Below are 18810 nucleotides of genomic sequence, written 5' to 3'. Positions count from 1 at the left end.
TGCTTCAATTCCATAAAAATTGTTATCATCCGCGGCATGACGACTACTGCCCCTTCGACTCCAGGCGTTCAATTGCTTGAGGTCTCGCCGGAATATGCCGGCCAACGAATCGACAATTTTCTTCTCGCCCGGCTCAAAGGCGTGCCCAAGACCTTGATTTACCGCATTTTGCGCAAAGGCGAAGTGCGAGTTAACAAAGGTCGGATCAAGCCCGAATACAAGCTGCAGGCTGGCGATATCGTGCGCGTGCCGCCGGTTCGCGTGCCTGAGCGTGACGAGCCGGTGCCTTTGGCCCAGGGCCTGTTGCAGCGCCTGGAAGCCTCGATTGTCTACGAAGACAAAGCCCTGATCGTGATCAACAAGCCCGCCGGCATTGCGGTTCACGGTGGCAGCGGCTTGAACTACGGCGTGATCGAAGCCTTTCGTCAGTTGCGCCCCGATGCCAAGGAGCTCGAGCTGGTTCACCGTCTCGACCGTGATACCTCCGGTCTGCTGATGATCGCCAAGAAACGCAGCATGTTGCGTCACTTGCATGCCGCGTTGCGCGGTGACGGTGTCGACAAGCGCTACATGGCGCTGGTTCGCGGCAACTGGGCGACCTCGATCAAGCAAGTTCGTGCGGCGCTCGGCAAGAGCAATCTGCGTTCCGGTGAGCGCATGGTCGAGGTCGACGAGGAGGAGGGCAAGGAGTCGGTGACCGTGTTCAAGGTCCTGCGTCGCTTCGGTGATTTTGCCACTCTGATCGAAGCCAAGCCGATCACCGGTCGCACGCACCAGATCCGCGTTCACACGTTGCACGCCGGGCACTGCATTGCCGGTGACACCAAATACGGCGATGACAATTTCAGTAAGGAAATCCGTGATCTGGGCGGCAAGCGCCTGTTCCTGCACGCTTACATGCTGACCGTGCCGCTGCCCGATGGCGGTGAACTCAAGTTGCAGGCACCGGTCGATGAAATGTGGGCCAAGACTGTGGAGCGATTGAGTGCGCCCATCTGATTACAAACTGCTGATTTTCGATTGGGACGGCACGCTGGCCGATTCCATTCATCGGATTGTCGAGGCAATGCACTCGGCATCCGGGCGTTCCGGTTTCGAGTTGCGTGATGATTTTGCCGTCAAAGGCATCATCGGACTGGGCTTGCCCGAGGCGATCCGCACGCTGTATCCGGAAATCAGCGATGCCGAAATGACCTTGTTTCGCGAGTATTACGCGGATCACTACATTGCTGCAGAAGCCGTCCCTTCGCCGTTGTTCGAAGGCGTAGTCGAGTCGATGGCCTCCTTTCGCGAGCAGGGCTATCACCTGGCGGTCGCGACCGGCAAAAATCGTCGCGGGCTGGATCGGGTGCTGAAGGCCAATGGCTGGGAAGATTATTTCGATATCACCCGTGCTGCCGACGAAACTGCAAGCAAGCCGCACCCTCTGATGCTGGAGCAGATCCTTGCGCATTGTGGTGTGCGTGCCGAACAGGCACTGATGGTCGGCGACTCGTCTTTCGATCTGTTGATGGCGCGTAACGCGGGGATGGATTCGGTGGCGGTCAGCTACGGTGCGCAATCGATCGAATCGCTGCAGCAATTTGAGCCGCGACTGTCGATTGACCGGTTTTCTGAATTGCACGCCTGGCTGACGCAGCGGGCTTAATACGTTTTTGCTGGGGTGGATGGCATGACCGACGAATGGAAAGCACCGGCCAAGGCAACTGCCGACGACGGTGATGCGAAAAGCTGGAAGCTGCTGGAAAAGACTCTGCTGGCCAGTGTGCAGGAGCAGCGTCGTTCCAGGCGTTGGGGGATCTTCTTCAAGCTGCTGACGTTTGTTTACCTGTTTGTCGCGCTGCTCCTGTTCACGCCGTTGATGGACATGGAAAAGAGCGCCACCCGCAGCTCGAATTACACGGCGCTGATCGATATCACCGGCATGATTGCCGATAAAGAGCCGGCCAGTGCCGACAATATCGTCGGCAGTCTGCGTGCGGCGTTCGAGGACAAGAAGGTCAAGGGCGTGATCCTGCGCATCAACAGCCCGGGTGGCAGTCCGGTGCAGTCGGGTTATGTGTATGACGAGATCAAGCGCCTGCGCGGCCTGCATCCGGATACCAAGGTGTATGCGGTGATTTCCGACCTCGGTGCGTCCGGGGCCTATTACATCGCCAGTGCAGCGGATCAGATCTATGCCGACAAGGCGAGCCTCGTGGGCTCCATTGGTGTGACAGCGGCCGGTTACGGCTTTGTCGGCACCATGGAGAAGCTGGGCGTCGAGCGCCGCACTTACACCTCCGGTGAGCACAAGTCGTTCCTTGACCCGTTCCAGCCGCAGAAGCCGGAAGAGACCGCGTTCTGGCAGGGTGTGCTGGATACCACGCACAAGCAGTTCATCAATAGCGTCAAGCAGGGGCGTGGCGATCGTCTGAAGGACAAGGAGCATCCGGAGCTGTTCTCCGGGCTGGTCTGGTCCGGCGAGCAGGCGCTGCCGCTGGGGTTGATCGATGGTCTGGGCAATGCCAGTTCGGTGGCGCGTGACGTGATTGGCGAAAAGGAGCTGGTGGACTTCACCGTTCAGGAATCGCCGTTCGATCGCTTCTCGAAAAAACTGGGCGCCAGTGTGGCCGAACAGTTGGCAATGTGGATGGGTTTCCACGGTCCGTCGTTGCGCTGATCGCTTGATGCATAAAAAAACCGGCCTTCGCGGCCGGTTTTTTGTGGGTCAGGGAATCTGTACGCCTTCCGCCAGCAGCATGTCGATCAAGCGAATCAATGGCAGGCCGATCAGGCTGGTGGCGTCGGGGCCTTCGGTGGACTGGAACAGGCTTACGCCCAGCCCTTCCGCCTTGAAGCTGCCGGCGCAGTCGTAGGGTTGTTCGGCGTGCAGGTAGCGCTCGACGCGGGCCTGATCCAGTACGCGCATGTGTACGGTGAAGGGCACGCAGTCGACCTGGCATTGGCCTGTCTGACTGTTGAGCAGGGCCAGGCCGGTGAGGAAGGTCACGCTGGCGCCGCTGGCGGCCATCAGTTGCTCGCGGGCGTTTTCGAAGGTGTGTGGCTTGCCGATGATGCGGTCACCGAGTACGGCAACCTGGTCGGAACCGATGATCAGATGGGCAGGGTGGCTGTCGGCCAGTGCCCGGGCTTTCTGTTCGGCCAGGCGCTTGACCAGTTCGATTGCCGATTCTCCCGGGCGATGACTTTCATCGATGTCCGGCGAGCTGCAGACGAACGGCAAGCGCAGGCGATTGAGCAATTCCCGACGATGGGTCGAGCTTGAAGCGAGTAATAAAGGCAGCATTCGCGTCTCCAGAGGCAGGCTGCGGATTCTAGCGGAGGCTTGCAAGTGACGGACAGGGCACAATTTCCTTTGACATGGGTGGGTGCATCCCTATAATGCTGCGCCTATGTTGAATGACCCGATTCCACCTCACGTTGACCCGCGCAAATTGGCTGACCGTGGCACCACCCTTCAAGGTGAACTGCTGCTGGCCGATTTGAAGAGACTCTGCGACCCGCTTTCCGACGATGTCGGTACGGTGCAGGCCAAATTAGTTTTTGAACGAGATGAACGTAAATCTGTGGTGATCCACAGCTTTATCGACACCGAAGTCAAAATGGTTTGCCAGCGTTGTCTTGAGCTGGTCACCCTGCCGATCCACAGCGAATGCAGTTACGCCGTGGTGAAGGAGGGTGCGAATACCCAGTCGTTACCGAAAGGTTATGACGTGCTGGAACTGGGCGAAGATCCTTTGGATCTGCAGTCACTGATCGAGGAGGAGCTTCTGCTCGCCTTGCCCATTGTGCCTGCTCATCATCCGGAAGAATGCCAGCAGCCGGCGGGAGCAGATGAGCCCGAACCGAGCGAGGACGAGGTAACGCGGTCCAACCCGTTCAGTGTATTGGCGCAGTTAAAGCGTGACCCAAACGTTTAGGAGTTAATCAATTATGGCTGTTCAGCAGAACAAAAAATCCCGCTCTGCCCGTGACATGCGCCGTTCGCACGACGCTCTCGAGGCTAGCACCCTGTCTGTAGAAAAAACCACCGGTGAAGTTCACCTGCGTCACCACGTATCGCCAGAAGGCGTATACCGTGGCCGTAAAGTGATCGACAAGGGCGCTGACGAGTAATCACTTGTCCGCTCAAGTCATCGCGATTGACGCAATGGGCGGGGACTTCGGTCCCCGCAGCATTGTTCAGGCCAGCCTTGCTTGCCTTTCTGCTACGCCCTCGCTGCACCTGACCCTTGTCGGTCAACCCTCCCTTCTTGAAGAACTGATCACCGGCCAGTCGGCTGCCGATCGCGCGCGCCTGACGATTGTTCCGGCGTCCGAAGTCATCACCATGGACGAAAAACCTGCCCAGGCCTTGCGTGGCAAGCCGGACTCGTCGATGCGTGTCGCTCTCGAATTGCTGCGTGATGGCAAGGTTCAGGCCTGTGTCAGTGCCGGCAATACCGGTGCGTTGATGGCCCTGTCGCGATTTGTGCTCAAGACCCTGCCGGGGATTGATCGTCCGGCCATGGTGGCCGCGATTCCTACGCAGAAGGGCTACTGCCAGTTGCTCGATCTGGGCGCCAACGTTGATTGCAGTGCCGAGCACTTGTTGCAGTTCGCGGTGATGGGTTCCGTGGCCGCGCAAACGCTGGGCATTGCCCGTCCGCGCGTCGCGTTGCTGAACATCGGCACCGAGGACATCAAGGGCAATCAGCAGGTCAAGCTCGCTGCGACATTGTTGCAGGCTGCCAGAGGCATCAATTACATCGGTTTCATCGAAGGCGATGGTTTGTATCGCGGCGAGGCGGACGTGGTGGTGTGCGACGGTTTCGTCGGCAATATCCTGCTCAAGTCCAGCGAAGGCCTGGCGACGATGATCGCTGCGCGCATCGAGGCCCTGTTCAAGAAAAATCTGGCTTCCCGTGCTGTCGGTGCTTTGGCGTTGCCATTGATGAAGCGTCTGCAGGCCGATCTGGCGCCGGCGCGGCATAACGGCGCAAGCTTTCTCGGCTTGCAGGGAATTGTCGTGAAAAGTCACGGTTCGGCTGGAGTTCAGGGGTTTCAGAGCGCCATTCAGCGGGCGTTGATCGAGATTCAGGAGAATCTTCCCGAGCGCCTGCACGGCCGTCTGGAGGATTTGTTGTCTTAGGCGTTTTCGTCGGACAATGCTTAAATGTGACCGCCCGGTTCAAAGGGCCATCCAACTGTCAGTTTCTTGCGTCCCTCTAGCGGGATGCCATTTTTCCGACGACAAGATCATTAGGGGCTTGTTACATGTCTGCTTCCCTCGCATTCGTCTTTCCAGGACAGGGTTCGCAGTCCCTCGGCATGCTGGCCGAGCAGGGCGCGCAACATCCACTGATCCTCGAAACTTTCAAAGAAGCATCCGAAGCTCTGGGTTACGACCTGTGGGCGCTGACCCAACAGGGGCCCGAAGAGCTGCTCAATCAAACCGACAAAACCCAACCGGCCATTCTGACCGCTTCGATCGCCCTGTGGCGTCTGTGGCTGGCGGAAGGTGGCGCGCGCCCGGCATTCGTTGCCGGTCACAGCCTGGGTGAATACAGCGCACTGGTTGCTGCCGGCAGCCTGAGCCTGGCGGACGCGGTAAAACTCGTCGAGCGCCGTGGCCAGCTGATGCAGGAAGCCGTTCCGGCCGGGCAGGGCGGCATGGCTGCCATCCTCGGTCTGGAAGACGCCGATGTGCTGGCGGCCTGTGCCGAAGCGGCGCAAGGCGAAGTGGTCAGCGCGGTGAACTTCAACTCCCCGGGCCAGGTGGTGATCGCCGGTGCCAAGGCTGCCGTTGAACGCGCCATCGAAGGCTGCAAGGCTCGTGGCGCCAAGCGTGCCATGCCGCTGCCGGTCAGCGTGCCATCGCACTGTGAGCTGATGCGTCCGGCTGCCGAGCGTTTCGCCGAATCCATCGCTGCCATCGACTGGCAGGCGCCGCAGATCCCTGTGGTACAGAACGTCAGCGCTCAGGTGCCGGCGGATCTGGAAACCCTCAAGCGCGATCTGCTGGAACAACTCTACAAGCCGGTTCGCTGGGTCGAGTCCGTACAGACGCTGGCGGCGAAAGGCGCGACCAATCTGGTCGAGTGCGGCCCTGGCAAAGTGCTAGCTGGTCTGAACAAACGTTGCGCCGAAGGCGTTTCGACTTCCAACCTCAATACCCCAGACGCTTTCGCTGCTGCTCGCGCAGCGGCTGTCTGAATCAGGAGAAGCTTGCATGAGTCTGCAAGGTAAAGTTGCACTGGTCACCGGCGCAAGCCGTGGTATCGGCCAGGCTATCGCACTGGAACTGGGTCGTCAGGGCGCCATCGTTGTCGGCACCGCGACCTCCGCTTCGGGTGCAGAGCGCATTGCTGCGACCCTGAAAGAGAATGGCATTCAGGGTGCAGGTTTCGAGCTGAACGTCACCAGTGACGAATCGGTCACCGCAGTGCTGGCGAGCATCCAGGAGCAATTCGGTGCGCCGGTCGCGATCCTGGTCAACAATGCCGGCATCACCCGCGATAACCTGATGATGCGCATGAAAGACGACGAGTGGTACGACGTGATCGATACCAACCTGAACAGTCTGTATCGCCTGTCCAAGGGCGTTCTGCGTGGCATGACCAAGGCGCGCTGGGGTCGAATTATCAGTATTGGCTCGGTGGTGGGTGCCATGGGCAACGCTGGCCAAGTAAACTATGCAGCCGCCAAGGCCGGTCTGGAAGGTTTCAGCCGTGCCATGGCGCGTGAAGTCGGTTCGCGTTCGATTACGGTCAACTCGGTAACCCCAGGGTTCATCGACACCGATATGACTCGCGAACTGCCTGAAGCACAGCGTGAAGCCTTGCAGACGCAGATTCCGCTGGGTCGTCTGGGACAAGCTCAAGAGATCGCGTCCGTGGTCGCTTTTCTTGCATCCGACGGTGCGGCATACGTGACCGGGGCTACAATCCCGGTTAACGGCGGGATGTACATGTAATTCAAATGTGACGGATTGCTTCAAAAAAATGTCATACGAGCTGTCTAAAATCCGTTATAAAGCTGCAATCTATTTATAGGCAGAGGGTCGCAGGGTTTGAGGAGTGAAGCTTTCAGTTGAAAAGCTGAAAAGTCTTTCTATACACTTACCCACTGGCCAGCTGCCTGAATTTGTCCATTAGGAGTGAAAACAAGGTATGAGCACCATCGAAGAGCGCGTCAAGAAAATCGTTGCCGAGCAACTGGGTGTTAAAGAAGAAGAAGTGGTAAACACTGCTTCCTTCGTAGAAGACCTGGGTGCCGACTCCCTTGACACCGTTGAGCTGGTGATGGCTCTGGAAGAGGAATTCGAGACCGAAATCCCTGACGAAGAAGCTGAGAAGATCACTACTGTACAAGCTGCAATCGACTACGTTACTAGCCACCAGGCGTAATAGTTTGTAATCGTTGCTTGCTGTCATGGAAAAACCGCACTGCCATCATGGCGTGCGGTTTTTTCTTTAGGCCTGATGCAAAATCGTCATTTGAAAAAGGAGAGTGCTGTGTCGCGTAGACGCGTCGTAGTCACCGGTATGGGTATGTTGTCGCCACTGGGCACGGATGTGCCGAGCAGTTGGCAGGGCATTCTGGCTGGCCGCAGTGGCATTGGTCTGATCGAACACACCGACCTTTCTGCCTATTCCACCCGCTTTGGCGGCTCGGTAAAGGGCTTCAATGTCGAGGAATACCTGTCGGTCAAGGAAGCGCGCAAGCTCGACCTGTTCATTCAGTACGGTCTGGCGGCCGGCTTTCAAGCCGTACGCAATGCCGGTCTGGAAGTCACCGATGCCAACCGTGAACGCATTGGCGTGGCCATGGGTTCGGGTATCGGCGGTCTGACCAACATCGAAGAAACCAGCCGCACCCTGCACGAGACCGGTCCGCGCCGGATTTCTCCGTTCTTTGTGCCTGGCTCGATCATCAATATGATTTCCGGTTTCCTGTCCATCCACCTGGGTGCACAGGGGCCTAACTACGCCATCGCCACAGCGTGTACCACAGGTACGCACTGCATCGGCATGGCGGCCCGCAACATCATGTACGACGAAGCCGACGTGATGATTGCCGGCGGTGCCGAAATGGCTGCGTGCGGTCTGGGCATGGGCGGCTTCGGTGCCTCCCGCGCACTGTCGACCCGCAACGACGAACCGACCCGTGCCAGCCGTCCATGGGACAAGGGCCGTGACGGTTTCGTACTGTCCGACGGTGCCGGTGCGCTGGTGCTCGAAGAGCTCGAGCACGCCAAGGCCCGTGGCGCGACCATCTACGCCGAGCTGATCGGTTTCGGCACCAGTGGCGACGCGTTCCACATGACCTCGCCACCCGCCGATGGCGCCGGTGCAGCACGCTGCATCACCAATGCGCTGCGCGATGCGAGGATCAACGTTGATCAAGTGCAATACATCAACGCCCACGGTACCTCGACCCCGGCCGGCGACCTTGCCGAAGCCAATGCGATCAAGTCGGTGTTCGGTGATCACGCCTACAAACTGGCGGTCAGCTCCACCAAGTCCATGACCGGTCACCTGTTGGGTGCAGCGGGCGCGGTCGAGGCGATCTTCAGCGTGCTGGCGATCAACAGTCAGGTGGCGCCGCCGACCATCAACCTTGATGAGCCGGATGAAGGCTGCGACCTCGACTTCGTGCCGCACACCGCGCGCAACATGGACATCGATGTCGTGTTGTCCAACTCGTTCGGGTTTGGCGGCACCAACGGCACGTTGGCGTTCCGTCGGTTCGCCGGCTGATGGACTGCTGGGTCGACGGTCAACCGGCTGACGCTCTGTCGCTGAAAGATCGCGGCCTGGCTTACGGCGACGGTCTGTTCGAGACCATCGCCGTGCGTGGTGGCCAGCCTTTGCTGCTGGAGCGTCACGTGGCGCGGCTGGCCGAGGGCTGTTCACGGCTGGCCATCGCGGCCGACATCGAGCTGATCCGTAGCGAGCTGCAAGCCTATGCAGCGGCCATGGGCGAGGGCGTGCTCAAACTCATCCTCACCCGTGGCGACGGATTGCGCGGTTATGCGCCGGATCCTTCCGCGCCGGGGCGACGCATTCTGCAAGGCAATCCTCCTGCCGCTTATCCCGCTGTCCACGGTGAGCAAGGCGTCCGCCTGTTTCCGTGTACGACGCGTTTGTCTGTCCAGCCCTTGCTGGCAGGCCTCAAGCACCTCAATCGTCTGGAACAGGTTCTCGCCCGCGCCGAATGGCAGGACAGCGAGCACGCCGAAGGTTTGATGCTCGATCAGACGGGCCGAGTGATCGAGGGGGTGTTCAGCAACCTGTTTCTGGTGCGCGATGGCGTGCTGGTCACGGCGGATCTGAAACGCTGCGGCGTGGCCGGTGTGATGCGTGCCGAACTATTGTTTCAGGCAGCATCCTCGGGAATTCCCACGCAAATCACCGATATCAGCCTTGATCAGCTGCAATGGGCTGACGAAGTCTTTGTCTGCAACAGCGTGTATGGCGTCTGGCCGGTACGCGCGTACGCTGCTCTGAGCTGGCCGGTTGGGCCGCTCACCCGTAAACTGCAAACCATTGCCCGCACGCTACTGGATGCCTGATTCGTGAGACGTAAACTTTTGCTGCTGCTGGAAACCGGACTGGTTCTGGCAGGGCTGCTGCTGGGCGCCAGCGCCTGGAAGATTCATTCGGCACTGGAACAGCCCCTGAACATCACGCAGGAAGAACTGCTGGATGTGCCCAAGGGATCCACGCCAACCCGCACTATTCTCGGCCTTGAAGCGGATGGCGTGATCAAGGACGCATTCTGGCTACGCATTTACTGGCGCTTCAATCTGTCCGGCACCCCGATTCACACGGGCGAGTACCGCATGCAGCCGGGCATGACCGTCAAGGGCCTGATCGATCTGTGGAAGCGTGGCGAGGTGGTTCAGTACAGCCTGACCCTGGTCGAGGGCTGGAATTTCCATCAGGTGCGCGCCGCACTGGCGAAAGATGAAAAGATCGAGCAGACCCTGACCGGTCTGAGCGACAGCGATGTGATGAGCAAAATCGGCCACAAGGGCGTGTTTCCCGAAGGTCGATTCTTCCCCGATACCTACCGTTTCGTGCGCGGGGCCTCCGATACCGAGTTGCTGAAAAAGGCGTTCGATCGCCTCGACGAAGTGCTGGCCAAGGAATGGGAAAACCGCTCCACCGATGCGCCGTACACCGAGCCTTACCAGGCGCTGATCATGGCGTCGCTGGTGGAAAAGGAAACCGGGGTTCCCCAGGAGCGTGGCCAGATTGCCGGCGTGTTCGTGCGCCGCATGGCGTTGGGCATGCAACTGCAGACTGACCCGACCGTGATCTATGGTCTTGGTGATCGCTACAACGGCAAGTTGACCCGTGCGCATCTCAAGGAAGCCACGCCGTACAACACTTATGTGATTCCGGGGCTGCCGCCGACGCCGATTGCGATGGTCGGCCGCGAAGCGATTCACGCCGCGTTGAACCCGGTGGAAGGCACCAGCCTCTACTTTGTAGCCCGTGGCGACGGCAGCCATGTGTTCTCCGATGACCTTGATGCGCACAACAGCGCGGTGCGTGAGTTCCAGCTCAAACGACGCTCGGACTACCGTTCGAGTCCGGCACCGGCTTCGACACCGGAAGCCGCTCCGACAACCGGGGAAGCCGTTCCTGCCGCATCACCCGACACTGCGCCCGAGTCGTTGCCGCAGGTTCCTGTCCAGGAGCCCGCGCCGACACCGGAAACCGAAGCGGCTGCACCGCAAAACGCGCAATGACTTTGATTAAGGACTGCCTGTGACTGGCTTGTTTATTACCCTGGAAGGCCCGGAAGGCGCCGGCAAGAGCACCAACCGCGAATACCTCGCCGAGCGCCTGCGCGCCGCCGGTATCGAAGTGGTGCTGACCCGCGAACCCGGCGGTACGCCGCTGGCCGAGCGCATTCGCGAAGTGTTGCTGGCCCCGGTCGATGAAGTGATGAACCCGGACACCGAGTTGCTGCTGGTGTTCGCTGCCCGTGCCCAGCATCTGGCTGAGGTCATTCGCCCGGCGTTGGCCCGTGGCGCCGTTGTGTTGTGCGACCGGTTCACCGATTCGACTTACGCCTATCAGGGCGGTGGTCGTGGCTTGTCGCTGGAACGCATCTCGGCGCTGGAGACTTTCGTGCAGGGCGACCTGCGCCCTGACCTGACGCTGATTTTTGATCTGCCGGTGGAAATCGGCCTGGCCCGTGCCAGCGCTCGCGGTCGACTGGATCGTTTCGAGCTGGAAGGCCGGGCGTTTTTCGAGGCCGTGCGCAGTGCATTCCTCAAGCGTGCCGAGGCGGATTCGGCGCGTTACGTGCGGATCGACGCCGGCCAGCCGCTGGCACAGGTCCAGCAGTCGCTGGACGGCTTGCTCCCGCGCTTGCTGGAGCTGAGCCGTGGCTGAGGCCTATCCGTGGCAGGACAGTCTCTGGCAGCAACTGGCCGGACGCTCTCAGCACGCTCATGCGTATCTGCTGCACGGTCCTGCCGGGATCGGCAAGCGTGCACTGGCCGAGCGGCTGATGGCCAGCCTGCTGTGCCAGCGTCCGACGCCTGAAGCCTGCGGCGAATGCAAATCCTGCCTGCTGCTCAAGGCCGGCAGCCACCCGGACAATTACATCCTCGAGCCGGAAGAAGCGGACAAGGCGATCAAGGTCGACCAGGTACGTGATCTGGTCAGTTTCGTGGTACAGACCGCGCAACTGGGCGGTCGCAAGGTGGTGCTGATCGAGCCGGTGGAGTCGATGAATATCAACGCCGCCAACGCCTTGCTCAAAAGCCTTGAGGAGCCGTCCGGCGATACCGTGCTGTTGCTGGTCAGTCACCAGCCGAGCCGTTTGTTGCCGACCATCAAGAGCCGCTGCGTGCAGCAGGCCTGTCCGCTGCCGAGCGAGACCATGAGCCGGCAATGGCTGGCTCAGGCCTTGCCGGAATGTTCCGAAGACGAACGTGTCGAACTGCTGACCCTGGCCGCTGGCTCGCCGTTGGCCGCCGTCACCTTACAGGGGCAGGGCGTGCGCGAACAGCGGGCGCAAGTGGTCGAAGGCGTGAAGAAGCTGCTCAAGCAGCAGCAATCGCCGACGCAACTGGCCGAGGAGTGGAAAAACATTCCGATGCTGCGTCTGTTCGACTGGTTCTGCGACTGGTCGAGCCTGATCCTGCGCTACCAACTGACCCAGGATGAAGCGGGCCTCGGCCTGACCGACATGCGCAAGGTCGTGCAGTACCTGGCGCAGAAAAGTGCCCAGGGCAAAGTCCTCGATATCCAGGACTGGATTCTCGCCCAGCGCCAGAAAGTCCTGAGCAAGGCCAACCTCAACGCGGCATTGCTGCTGGAAGCGTTGTTGGTGCAATGGGCGAGTCTGCCTGGCCAAAGATAAGAATGTGTACCTAGACTCTGAACATCAGCAGTGGAGGTCAACATGAATGAACCCGTCAGCCCGGGGCCGCGCAACGGCATCTTGTCCCTGACCATCAAGGACAAGTCGGTCCTTTACGCCGCTTACATGCCGTTCATCAGGAACGGTGGCCTGTTCATCCCGACCAACAAGAGCTACAAGTTGGGCGATGAGGTGTTCATGCTGCTGCACCTGATGGACGAAGCGGAAAAGATACCGGTGGCCGGCAAGGTCGCCTGGATCACCCCCAAAGGCGCCCAGGGCAATCGCGCTGCCGGCGTCGGCGTGCAATTCAACGATGGCGACAACACCGCGCGCAGTCGCATCGAAACCCATCTGGCCGGAGCCCTGAAGTCCGACCGTCCCACTCATACGATGTAAGTTGCAGTCCTTTTTATGCTCGTAGATTCCCATTGTCACCTTGATCGCCTCGACCTCGCCGCTCACGACGGTTCTCTGGATGCTGCGCTGGATGCAGCCCGCCAACGCGGTGTCGGGCATTTCCTGTGCATCGGCGTCAGTGCCGACAACGCGGCCGATGTCAAAGCGCTGGCCGAGCGTTACGACGATGTCGATTGTTCGGTTGGCGTGCATCCGCTGGATGTGCAGCCGGGCGCGGCGCCAGCGCTTGACTGGCTGCTGCACGAGCTCAATCACCCGAAAGTGGTGGCGATCGGTGAAACCGGTCTGGACTACCACTACGAGCCGGAAGCCGCCGAGTTGCAGCAGGAGTCGTTCCGTCTGCACCTGCAAGCCGCCCAGCAGACCGGCAAACCGGTGATCATTCACACCCGTGGCGCCCGTGCCGACACGCTCGAATTGTTGCGCGAAGCCGCGCTGCCCCAGGCCGGTGTGCTGCATTGTTTCACCGAAGACTGGGACATGGCCAAGGCAGCGCTGGACATGGGTTATTACATTTCCCTGTCGGGTATCGTGACCTTCCGCAATGCCGATGCGCTGCGCGACGTGGCGAGCAAGGTGCCGGCGGATCGTCTGCTGGTGGAAACCGATTCGCCGTACCTGGCGCCGATCCCTTATCGCGGCAAGCCGAACCTGCCGCAATACGTGCGGGAAGTGGCAGAGTTTCTGGCGATGCTGCGGGGCGAGAATTACGAGCGCTTTGCCGAGCAGACCACCGAGAACTTCAAGCGACTGTTTCCGCTGGCGCACGTAAAAGCCTGAATCGCAGGCAAAAAAAACCCGGGTTCTGGGGGGTGAATCCGGGTTAAGACCATTAGGAGTAAAACAAAGGCACGCGGTCCCTTGGTACCTTTACCGGCGCGACACTTGGGGGAGATGTCGCCCGACAGTTCAAGTATTGATCAGTCTGGCGTTCAGTCCAGTTGGCCGGTCGGGGTTTTTAAACAAATTTGGAATACGTTCGCTTCGGTTATGTTCTCATTCCTCCCGAAACGTTCGTGAAATGAACAAGAAACACAGATATGGTCGGATGATCCGTGCATTTTTGCGCAAGTTAGGCATAATACGCGGCTTCGAATTTTGACCCCTACAGACCTTTTCTTATGCACAAAGAACCTCGTAAGGTCCGTGAGTTTCGTCGCCGCGAGCAAGAAATTCTCGATACCGCGCTCAAGCTGTTCCTCGAACAAGGTGAAGACAGTGTCACCGTCGAGATGATTGCTGATGCCGTGGGTATCGGCAAAGGCACGATCTACAAGCACTTCAAGTCCAAGGCGGAAATTTATCTGCGCCTGATGCTCGATTACGAGCGCGACTTGAATGAGCTGTTGCATTCGGCCGATGTCGACAAGGACAAGGAAGCCCTGTCCCGTGCCTACTTTGAATTCCGCATGCGCGACCCGCAGCGCTATCGCCTGTTCGATCGCCTGGAAGAGAAGGTGGTCAAGGGCAATCAGGTGCCGGAGATGGTCGAGGAGCTGCACAAGATCCGTGCCTCGAACTTCGAACGCCTGACCTTGCTCATCAAAGGCCGCATCAGCGAAGGCAAGCTCGAAGACGTGCCGCCGTACTTCCATTACTGCGCATCCTGGGCGCTGGTGCACGGCGCGGTCGCGCTGTATCACTCGCCGTTCTGGAGCAATGTGCTGGAAGATCAGGAAGGTTTCTTCCAGTTCCTGATGGATATCGGCGTGCGCATGGGCAACAAGCGCAAGCGCGACCCTGAAACCCCAAGCAGCTGAATCATTCAGTCGCCTTATGCGCCGTGTTTTTCGCTACATGGCGCAGTACCGCAGGAATATACTCAGGCATAGGGCTTGCTAAAACTTGAATTGTGAGTCAAGTTTTAGCCGCTCGATTTTCCATCGCCGGAGTGCTTCATGATCGTTGACCGTCAAGGCAGGCGTTTTCGCAATTTGCGGATCAGTCTGACCTCAGCCTGCAATTACGCCTGTACCTACTGCGTGCCCAACGGCAAGCGGCTGGTGGCTGCGCAGGATGAACTGTCGGCCGAGGCCATGGCACGCGGTGTTGCCTATCTGATCGAAGCCGCCGGCATCGAGCGTCTGCGCATCACTGGCGGCGAGCCGCTGGTCAGCCCCAAACTCGAATCCTTCATGAGCGCCGTCGGCAAGATGGGGCTGGAAGACATCAGCCTGACCACCAACGGCCAGTTGCTCGCAAAAAAACTGCCGTTGCTGGTGGACGCCGGTATACGCCGGATCAACGTTTCCCTCGATACCCTGGACGCCGGCGCGTTCCGCAGCATTGCCCGTGGCGGCGATCTGGCAACGGTGCTCGACGGCATGGATCGAGCCAAAGCGGCGGGCATGAAGATCAAGGTCAACATGGTGCCGTTGCGCGGGCAGAACCTCGACCAGGTCATGCCATTGCTCGATTACTGCCTTGAGCATGGCTACGAGCTGCGTTTCATCGAGCTGATGCGCATGGGCCACCTGGCCAAAGACTCCAACGCTTTCCTGCAGCAGTTCGTCAGCCTGCAACAATTGCTGGAATTGATCGGTGAGCGTTACGAGTACGCGCAAACCGATGCACCGGTGGACGCCACCGCTGTTCGCTATGCGATTCCCGGCCTGGGCACCTTCGGCGTGATCGCCAACGAAAGCGTGCCGTTCTGTCGTACCTGTTCGCGCCTGCGCCTGTCGTCCACCGGATGGCTGCATGGCTGCCTGTCGTCGAGCAACCGCCACTACGTCGGTGACCTGCTCGACAAGCCGCGCCACGAGGCGCTCCCGGCGTTGCAACGGCTGCTGGTCAAGGCGTTGGGCGACAAGCAGGAAGTCGCATTCTCCGGTGGCGCCACCGTCATGAAGATCATCGGCGGCTAAGCTCCTCGCCACAAAAGCTTTATTTCAAAGCGGATACCTGCACATTTCCAAGGACTGGCGCAAAAGCTGCATCCTACGGCCATTCGCCGGTTTTCCGTCACCGGCTTCTGGAGGATTAGGATGCGTAGCCTGGTTTTGCTGCTGGCCGTTTTGGCGCTGGGCGGCTGTATGACTGTCAGTGACATGGCCGAAGGGACTCGCTACCAGATGAGCGACGCGGGTCTGCTGGACCACAGCGACAGCCGCCGCGTAAACAATTTCCGCATTCAGCCGGATTCGTTCATCTACATTGCGCAAGGCTCGTTCGCGCCACCGGGTGGTTCTTACCCGCGTCCCAACGTGGTGGCCGAAGAGGCCTTCAAAGGCTTCGTCGAATACTTCCCGATGGTCCGCCGCGCCCGTGCGCCGGAAGGCCTCGACCAGGCGATGGGCGAAGCCCGTGACGCCGGTGCTCACTACCTGCTGTACACCCGTTTCGCCAAGGCTGACGACCGCATCGGCAACTCCGATGAGTGGCTGGATCAGGAAGCCGTGGATCGCCTTGGTATCGACGGCGGCGTGATTCAGATCATGTTGATCGAGACCAGCACCCAGTATTTGATTGATACTGCACGGATCAAGAGTCGTGGCGGTTTACTGACGTTCCACGACAACAAGCCCGAAGACCTGATCGGCCCACCACTGGCGCAGTACGCGCGCAGCCTGCTGGGCGTCGGGGACCAGTAATTCAAGGAGTACGCCATGAGTGGCCCGCAAAAAGCCAATGACCTGCTGGGGCAAATCCCCAAAACCAAAGGCTTGCCGCCGGTGCACTTGTGGAACCCGGATTTCTGCGGCGACATCGACATGCGCATCGCCCGCGACGGCACCTGGTTTTACCTGGGTACGCCGATCGGGCGCAAGCCGATGGTCAAGCTGTTCTCCACCATCATCCGCCGCGATGGTGATGACTATTTCCTGATCACGCCGGTGGAGAAGGTCGGGATCAAGGTCGATGACGCGCCCTTCGTGGCGATTGCCGTCGAGGTGGAAGGCGAGGGTGAGGCGCAAGTGCTGCGCTTTACCACCAACGTCGATGAAGCCACCGAGGCTGGCGCGGAGCATCCGATCCGGGTCGAGATCGATCCGACGACGCAAGAGCCTGCCCCTTACGTGCATGTGCGTACCAACCTCGAAGCGCTGATCCACCGCAACGTGTTCTACCAGTTGGTCGAGCTCGCAGTCAGCCGAGAAATCGATGGCCAGCGCTGGCTCGGCGTCTGGAGTGGCGGCGAGTTCTTCCCCATCGGCCTCGAACCTTAAAAAAACCGCAGTCTGTGAAAGCAGGCTGCGGTTTTTTGTCGTTGACTCCCAATCGTATGATGATTAGCTTGAGCAACCACAGCGAACGGTTTCGGGGTGTCCATGTCGAGCAGTTTTCACGCATCAACGGTTGACTGGCTGGGTGCCTGGATTGCCGCCGGCCAGGTGAAACCGGGGCAGGCGATCAAGGTCGAGGCCGAGCTGGGCGAACAGCTCGGTGTCAGTCGCACCGTGATCCGCGAAGCCATCAAGACCCTCGTCGCCAAAGGCCTGCTCGAAGTCGGGCCGAAAGTCGGCACGCGGGTGTTGCCGATCAAGCGCTGGAACCTGTTCGATCCGCAAGTCGTCGGCTGGCTGTCACGCAGCGGTCTGCCGGAAAACTTCGTCGACGACCTGCTCGACCTGCGCCGCACCATCGAACCGATGGCGGTGCGCTGGGCCTGCGAGCGGGCGACCGTCGAACAGGTGCAAGCCATTCAGCAGGCCTACAACGCCCTGGAGAGGGCCGCGCACAGCGGCATCGATTACAACCGCGCCGACCAGTTCTTCCACGAGTGCATTCTCGCCGCCAGCCACAATCAATTCATCGAGCAAATGGTGCCGGCCCTCGGCGCGCTGCTCGCCGTGTCCTTCGAAGTATCTGCGGCCGACCCTGACGAATTGCGCCGCACCTTGCCGATCCACAAAGACATGGCCGACGCCATCGCCGCCCGGGATGCTGCGCGCGGGGTGTGGGCCTGCATGACCCTGATCGACAACGCCGACCTGGCCATCAAGCGGTTTTACCCGCAGGTGATGGCCGACAAAAAAGCCAGCTGACAAAAACAACAAGACAGGAGGTTGCATGACGTGGACTGCGGTGACAGAGCATCGGGCGCAACTGGGCGAAGGCCCGTTCTGGGACGCACCGACCCAGGCGCTCTACTGGGTCGACATCGCTGGCAGGCAGGCACTGCGGCTGATCGGGCAGAACGTGCAGATCTGGCAGATGCCCGAACATGTCTCGGCGTTCATTCCCTGCGCCAGCGGCGATGCACTGGTGACCCTGAGCAGCGGCGTCTACCGACTTGATCTGGACTCCCCCGGACTTGAGCCGCGACTGACGCTGTTCTGCGTCGCCGACCCGCAACCGGGCAACCGTGCCAACGAAGCGCGTTGCGATGGTCAGGGCCGCTTGTGGCTCGGCACCATGCAAAACAACATCGGCGAGCAGGGCGAGGATCTGCCGATCACCCGACGTTCCGGCGGCCTGTTTCGGGTTGATCCGGATAAACGAGTCACGCCATTGCTGCGGGGCCTGGGCATTCCCAATACGTTGCTCTGGAGCGATGACGGCACCACGCTGCTATTCGGCGACAGCCTCGACAGCACGTTGTATCGCTATTTCATCCACACCGACGGCAACCTCGACACCGCCCAGCCCTGGTACAGCGCCGATCAGCACGATGGCCCGGACGGTTCGGCGATGGACGCCGAGGGCTACATCTGGAACGCCCGCTGGGACGGCAGTTGCCTGCTGCGCCTGACACCGGATGGCCGGATCGACCGCAAGATCGATCTGCCGATCGGCCGCCCCACCAGTTGCGTATTCGGCGGCGCAGACCTGAAAACCCTGTACATCACCAGCGCCAAAAGTCCGCTGAACCACCCGCTGGACGGCGCTGTGCTGTCGTTGCGAGTGGACGTCGCCGGAAAGCTCTGTACACGTTTTGCTGATTAAATCCCAAAATATGGGATGCAAAATTATATATTGAGATTATTTGGCGGTCGGGTTTATAGTCGGCTCCAGCAGTAACACGCACTCACACTTAAAAAGAACAAAACAGGTGAAGTGATGCAGCGAATCTCT

The 18810-nt window shown here is 59.9% G+C and carries 23 protein-coding genes; 22 read left to right on the top strand and 1 reads right to left on the bottom strand.

Annotation, left to right across the window (positions count from 1 at the left end; genetic code table 11):
* The first annotated feature begins 36 nt into the window (after nucleotides 1–36).
* The 3 genes from rluC to sppA are packed head-to-tail and all read left to right on the top strand — an operon-like array spanning nucleotide 37 to nucleotide 2662.
* Nucleotides 37–999 carry a 23S rRNA pseudouridine(955/2504/2580) synthase RluC gene (gene rluC, locus IF189_RS20630; protein ID WP_011335441.1) on the top strand — a complete coding sequence of 321 codons (963 nt, stop codon included), beginning with the start codon at nucleotides 37–39 and terminating at the stop codon, nucleotides 997–999.
* Nucleotides 986–1648 (top strand): HAD-IA family hydrolase, encoded by a 663-nt coding sequence (locus IF189_RS20625; RefSeq protein ID WP_134827757.1) that lies wholly within the window; start codon nucleotides 986–988, stop codon nucleotides 1646–1648. Before rluC ends, IF189_RS20625 begins: the two co-directional genes overlap by 14 nt.
* Nucleotides 1649–1672: 24 nt before the next feature.
* Nucleotides 1673–2662, top strand: coding sequence for a signal peptide peptidase SppA (sppA, locus tag IF189_RS20620; protein WP_085710934.1), 990 nt, complete (start codon nucleotides 1673–1675; stop codon nucleotides 2660–2662).
* A gap of 48 nt (nucleotides 2663–2710) precedes the next feature.
* Here sppA and IF189_RS20615 read toward each other — a convergent pair whose 3' ends face one another.
* Complete coding sequence (locus IF189_RS20615; protein ID WP_192552185.1) at nucleotides 2711–3289, bottom strand: Maf family protein; 579 nt, start codon at nucleotides 3287–3289, stop codon at nucleotides 2711–2713.
* 106 nt (nucleotides 3290–3395) lie between these two features.
* Between IF189_RS20615 and IF189_RS20610 the strand changes: the two genes are divergently transcribed.
* From IF189_RS20610 to IF189_RS20520, 19 genes are all read left to right on the top strand, one after another.
* On the top strand, nucleotides 3396–3923 hold the full coding sequence (locus tag IF189_RS20610; RefSeq protein ID WP_085710932.1) for a YceD family protein: 528 nt from the start codon (nucleotides 3396–3398) through the stop codon (nucleotides 3921–3923).
* Nucleotides 3924–3936: 13 nt separating this feature from the next.
* Entirely contained in the window at nucleotides 3937–4119 is a 183-nt protein-coding gene (gene rpmF, locus IF189_RS20605) for a 50S ribosomal protein L32 (protein ID WP_003179396.1), read from the top strand.
* A gap of 4 nt (nucleotides 4120–4123) precedes the next feature.
* On the top strand, nucleotides 4124–5134 hold the full coding sequence (plsX, locus tag IF189_RS20600) for a phosphate acyltransferase PlsX (RefSeq protein WP_074688106.1): 1011 nt from the start codon (nucleotides 4124–4126) through the stop codon (nucleotides 5132–5134).
* Nucleotides 5135–5259: 125 nt separating this feature from the next.
* Nucleotides 5260–6198, top strand: coding sequence for an ACP S-malonyltransferase (fabD, locus tag IF189_RS20595; RefSeq protein ID WP_192552184.1), 939 nt, complete (start codon nucleotides 5260–5262; stop codon nucleotides 6196–6198).
* A 16-nt stretch (nucleotides 6199–6214) separates the two neighbouring features.
* The gene (gene fabG, locus IF189_RS20590; protein ID WP_085710930.1) at nucleotides 6215–6958 is read left to right on the top strand and encodes a 3-oxoacyl-ACP reductase FabG; all 744 of its coding nucleotides are present in this window, start codon (nucleotides 6215–6217) and stop codon (nucleotides 6956–6958) included.
* Nucleotides 6959–7154: 196 nt separating this feature from the next.
* Nucleotides 7155–7391, top strand: coding sequence for an acyl carrier protein (gene acpP, locus IF189_RS20585; RefSeq protein WP_003175607.1), 237 nt, complete (start codon nucleotides 7155–7157; stop codon nucleotides 7389–7391).
* Nucleotides 7392–7499: 108 nt separating this feature from the next.
* Nucleotides 7500–8744 (top strand): beta-ketoacyl-ACP synthase II, encoded by a 1245-nt coding sequence (gene fabF / locus IF189_RS20580; RefSeq protein WP_192552183.1) that lies wholly within the window; start codon nucleotides 7500–7502, stop codon nucleotides 8742–8744.
* On the top strand, nucleotides 8744–9559 hold the full coding sequence (gene pabC, locus IF189_RS20575) for an aminodeoxychorismate lyase (RefSeq protein ID WP_192552182.1): 816 nt from the start codon (nucleotides 8744–8746) through the stop codon (nucleotides 9557–9559). The genes fabF and pabC overlap by 1 nt, the downstream gene beginning before the upstream one ends.
* Before the next feature lie 3 nt (nucleotides 9560–9562).
* Nucleotides 9563–10744, top strand: a complete 1182-nt coding sequence (mltG, locus tag IF189_RS20570) for an endolytic transglycosylase MltG (RefSeq protein ID WP_134827751.1) — start codon at nucleotides 9563–9565, stop codon at nucleotides 10742–10744.
* Between the two features lie 19 nt (nucleotides 10745–10763).
* Nucleotides 10764–11396 carry a dTMP kinase gene (tmk, locus tag IF189_RS20565; RefSeq protein WP_134827750.1) on the top strand — a complete coding sequence of 211 codons (633 nt, stop codon included), beginning with the start codon at nucleotides 10764–10766 and terminating at the stop codon, nucleotides 11394–11396.
* Complete coding sequence (locus IF189_RS20560; protein ID WP_134827749.1) at nucleotides 11389–12372, top strand: DNA polymerase III subunit delta'; 984 nt, start codon at nucleotides 11389–11391, stop codon at nucleotides 12370–12372. The genes tmk and IF189_RS20560 overlap by 8 nt, the downstream gene beginning before the upstream one ends.
* A 42-nt stretch (nucleotides 12373–12414) precedes the next feature.
* A complete protein-coding gene (locus IF189_RS20555; protein ID WP_085710925.1) occupies nucleotides 12415–12771 on the top strand; it encodes a PilZ domain-containing protein in 357 nt (118 codons plus the stop codon).
* 15 nt (nucleotides 12772–12786) lie between these two features.
* A complete protein-coding gene (locus IF189_RS20550) occupies nucleotides 12787–13572 on the top strand; it encodes a TatD family hydrolase (RefSeq protein ID WP_085710924.1) in 786 nt (261 codons plus the stop codon).
* A 341-nt stretch (nucleotides 13573–13913) separates the two neighbouring features.
* Complete coding sequence (locus IF189_RS20545) at nucleotides 13914–14552, top strand: TetR/AcrR family transcriptional regulator (protein WP_007950805.1); 639 nt, start codon at nucleotides 13914–13916, stop codon at nucleotides 14550–14552.
* Nucleotides 14553–14690: 138 nt separating this feature from the next.
* Nucleotides 14691–15659, top strand: coding sequence for a GTP 3',8-cyclase MoaA (locus IF189_RS20540; RefSeq protein ID WP_085710923.1), 969 nt, complete (start codon nucleotides 14691–14693; stop codon nucleotides 15657–15659).
* A gap of 120 nt (nucleotides 15660–15779) precedes the next feature.
* Entirely contained in the window at nucleotides 15780–16385 is a 606-nt protein-coding gene (locus tag IF189_RS20535) for a DUF4823 domain-containing protein (protein WP_007950810.1), read from the top strand.
* A gap of 15 nt (nucleotides 16386–16400) precedes the next feature.
* Nucleotides 16401–16961: a DUF1285 domain-containing protein gene (locus IF189_RS20530; protein ID WP_134827748.1), complete on the top strand. Its 561-nt coding sequence runs from the start codon at nucleotides 16401–16403 to the stop codon at nucleotides 16959–16961.
* Between the two features lie 102 nt (nucleotides 16962–17063).
* Nucleotides 17064–17780, top strand: coding sequence for a FadR/GntR family transcriptional regulator (locus tag IF189_RS20525; protein ID WP_085710921.1), 717 nt, complete (start codon nucleotides 17064–17066; stop codon nucleotides 17778–17780).
* 25 nt (nucleotides 17781–17805) lie between these two features.
* A complete protein-coding gene (locus IF189_RS20520; RefSeq protein ID WP_192552181.1) occupies nucleotides 17806–18681 on the top strand; it encodes an SMP-30/gluconolactonase/LRE family protein in 876 nt (291 codons plus the stop codon).
* The last annotated feature ends 129 nt before the right edge of the window (nucleotides 18682–18810 follow it).

Origin of the sequence: Pseudomonas sp. IzPS59 (assembly GCF_014863505.1) — a bacterium.
Lineage (GTDB): Bacteria > Pseudomonadota > Gammaproteobacteria > Pseudomonadales > Pseudomonadaceae > Aquipseudomonas > Aquipseudomonas kribbensis.
This window is presented reverse-complemented; position numbering and strand designations above follow the sequence as displayed.

Bases quoted from the DNA above. Each gene is read 5' to 3' on its own strand.
- rluC (WP_011335441.1), top strand. From the start codon at position 37: ATGACGACTACTGCCCCTTCGACTCCAGGCGTTCAATTGCTTGAGGTC.
- sppA (WP_085710934.1), top strand. From the start codon at position 1,673: ATGACCGACGAATGGAAAGCACCGGCCAAGGCAACTGCCGACGACGGT.
- IF189_RS20615 (WP_192552185.1), bottom strand. From the start codon at position 3,289: ATGCTGCCTTTATTACTCGCTTCAAGCTCGACCCATCGTCGGGAATTG.
- IF189_RS20610 (WP_085710932.1), top strand. From the start codon at position 3,396: ATGTTGAATGACCCGATTCCACCTCACGTTGACCCGCGCAAATTGGCT.
- rpmF (WP_003179396.1), top strand. From the start codon at position 3,937: ATGGCTGTTCAGCAGAACAAAAAATCCCGCTCTGCCCGTGACATGCGC.
- fabD (WP_192552184.1), top strand. From the start codon at position 5,260: ATGTCTGCTTCCCTCGCATTCGTCTTTCCAGGACAGGGTTCGCAGTCC.
- fabG (WP_085710930.1), top strand. From the start codon at position 6,215: ATGAGTCTGCAAGGTAAAGTTGCACTGGTCACCGGCGCAAGCCGTGGT.
- acpP (WP_003175607.1), top strand. From the start codon at position 7,155: ATGAGCACCATCGAAGAGCGCGTCAAGAAAATCGTTGCCGAGCAACTG.
- pabC (WP_192552182.1), top strand. From the start codon at position 8,744: ATGGACTGCTGGGTCGACGGTCAACCGGCTGACGCTCTGTCGCTGAAA.
- IF189_RS20555 (WP_085710925.1), top strand. From the start codon at position 12,415: ATGAATGAACCCGTCAGCCCGGGGCCGCGCAACGGCATCTTGTCCCTG.
- IF189_RS20550 (WP_085710924.1), top strand. From the start codon at position 12,787: ATGCTCGTAGATTCCCATTGTCACCTTGATCGCCTCGACCTCGCCGCT.
- IF189_RS20545 (WP_007950805.1), top strand. From the start codon at position 13,914: ATGCACAAAGAACCTCGTAAGGTCCGTGAGTTTCGTCGCCGCGAGCAA.
- IF189_RS20540 (WP_085710923.1), top strand. From the start codon at position 14,691: ATGATCGTTGACCGTCAAGGCAGGCGTTTTCGCAATTTGCGGATCAGT.
- IF189_RS20535 (WP_007950810.1), top strand. From the start codon at position 15,780: ATGCGTAGCCTGGTTTTGCTGCTGGCCGTTTTGGCGCTGGGCGGCTGT.
- IF189_RS20530 (WP_134827748.1), top strand. From the start codon at position 16,401: ATGAGTGGCCCGCAAAAAGCCAATGACCTGCTGGGGCAAATCCCCAAA.
- IF189_RS20525 (WP_085710921.1), top strand. From the start codon at position 17,064: ATGTCGAGCAGTTTTCACGCATCAACGGTTGACTGGCTGGGTGCCTGG.
- IF189_RS20520 (WP_192552181.1), top strand. From the start codon at position 17,806: ATGACGTGGACTGCGGTGACAGAGCATCGGGCGCAACTGGGCGAAGGC.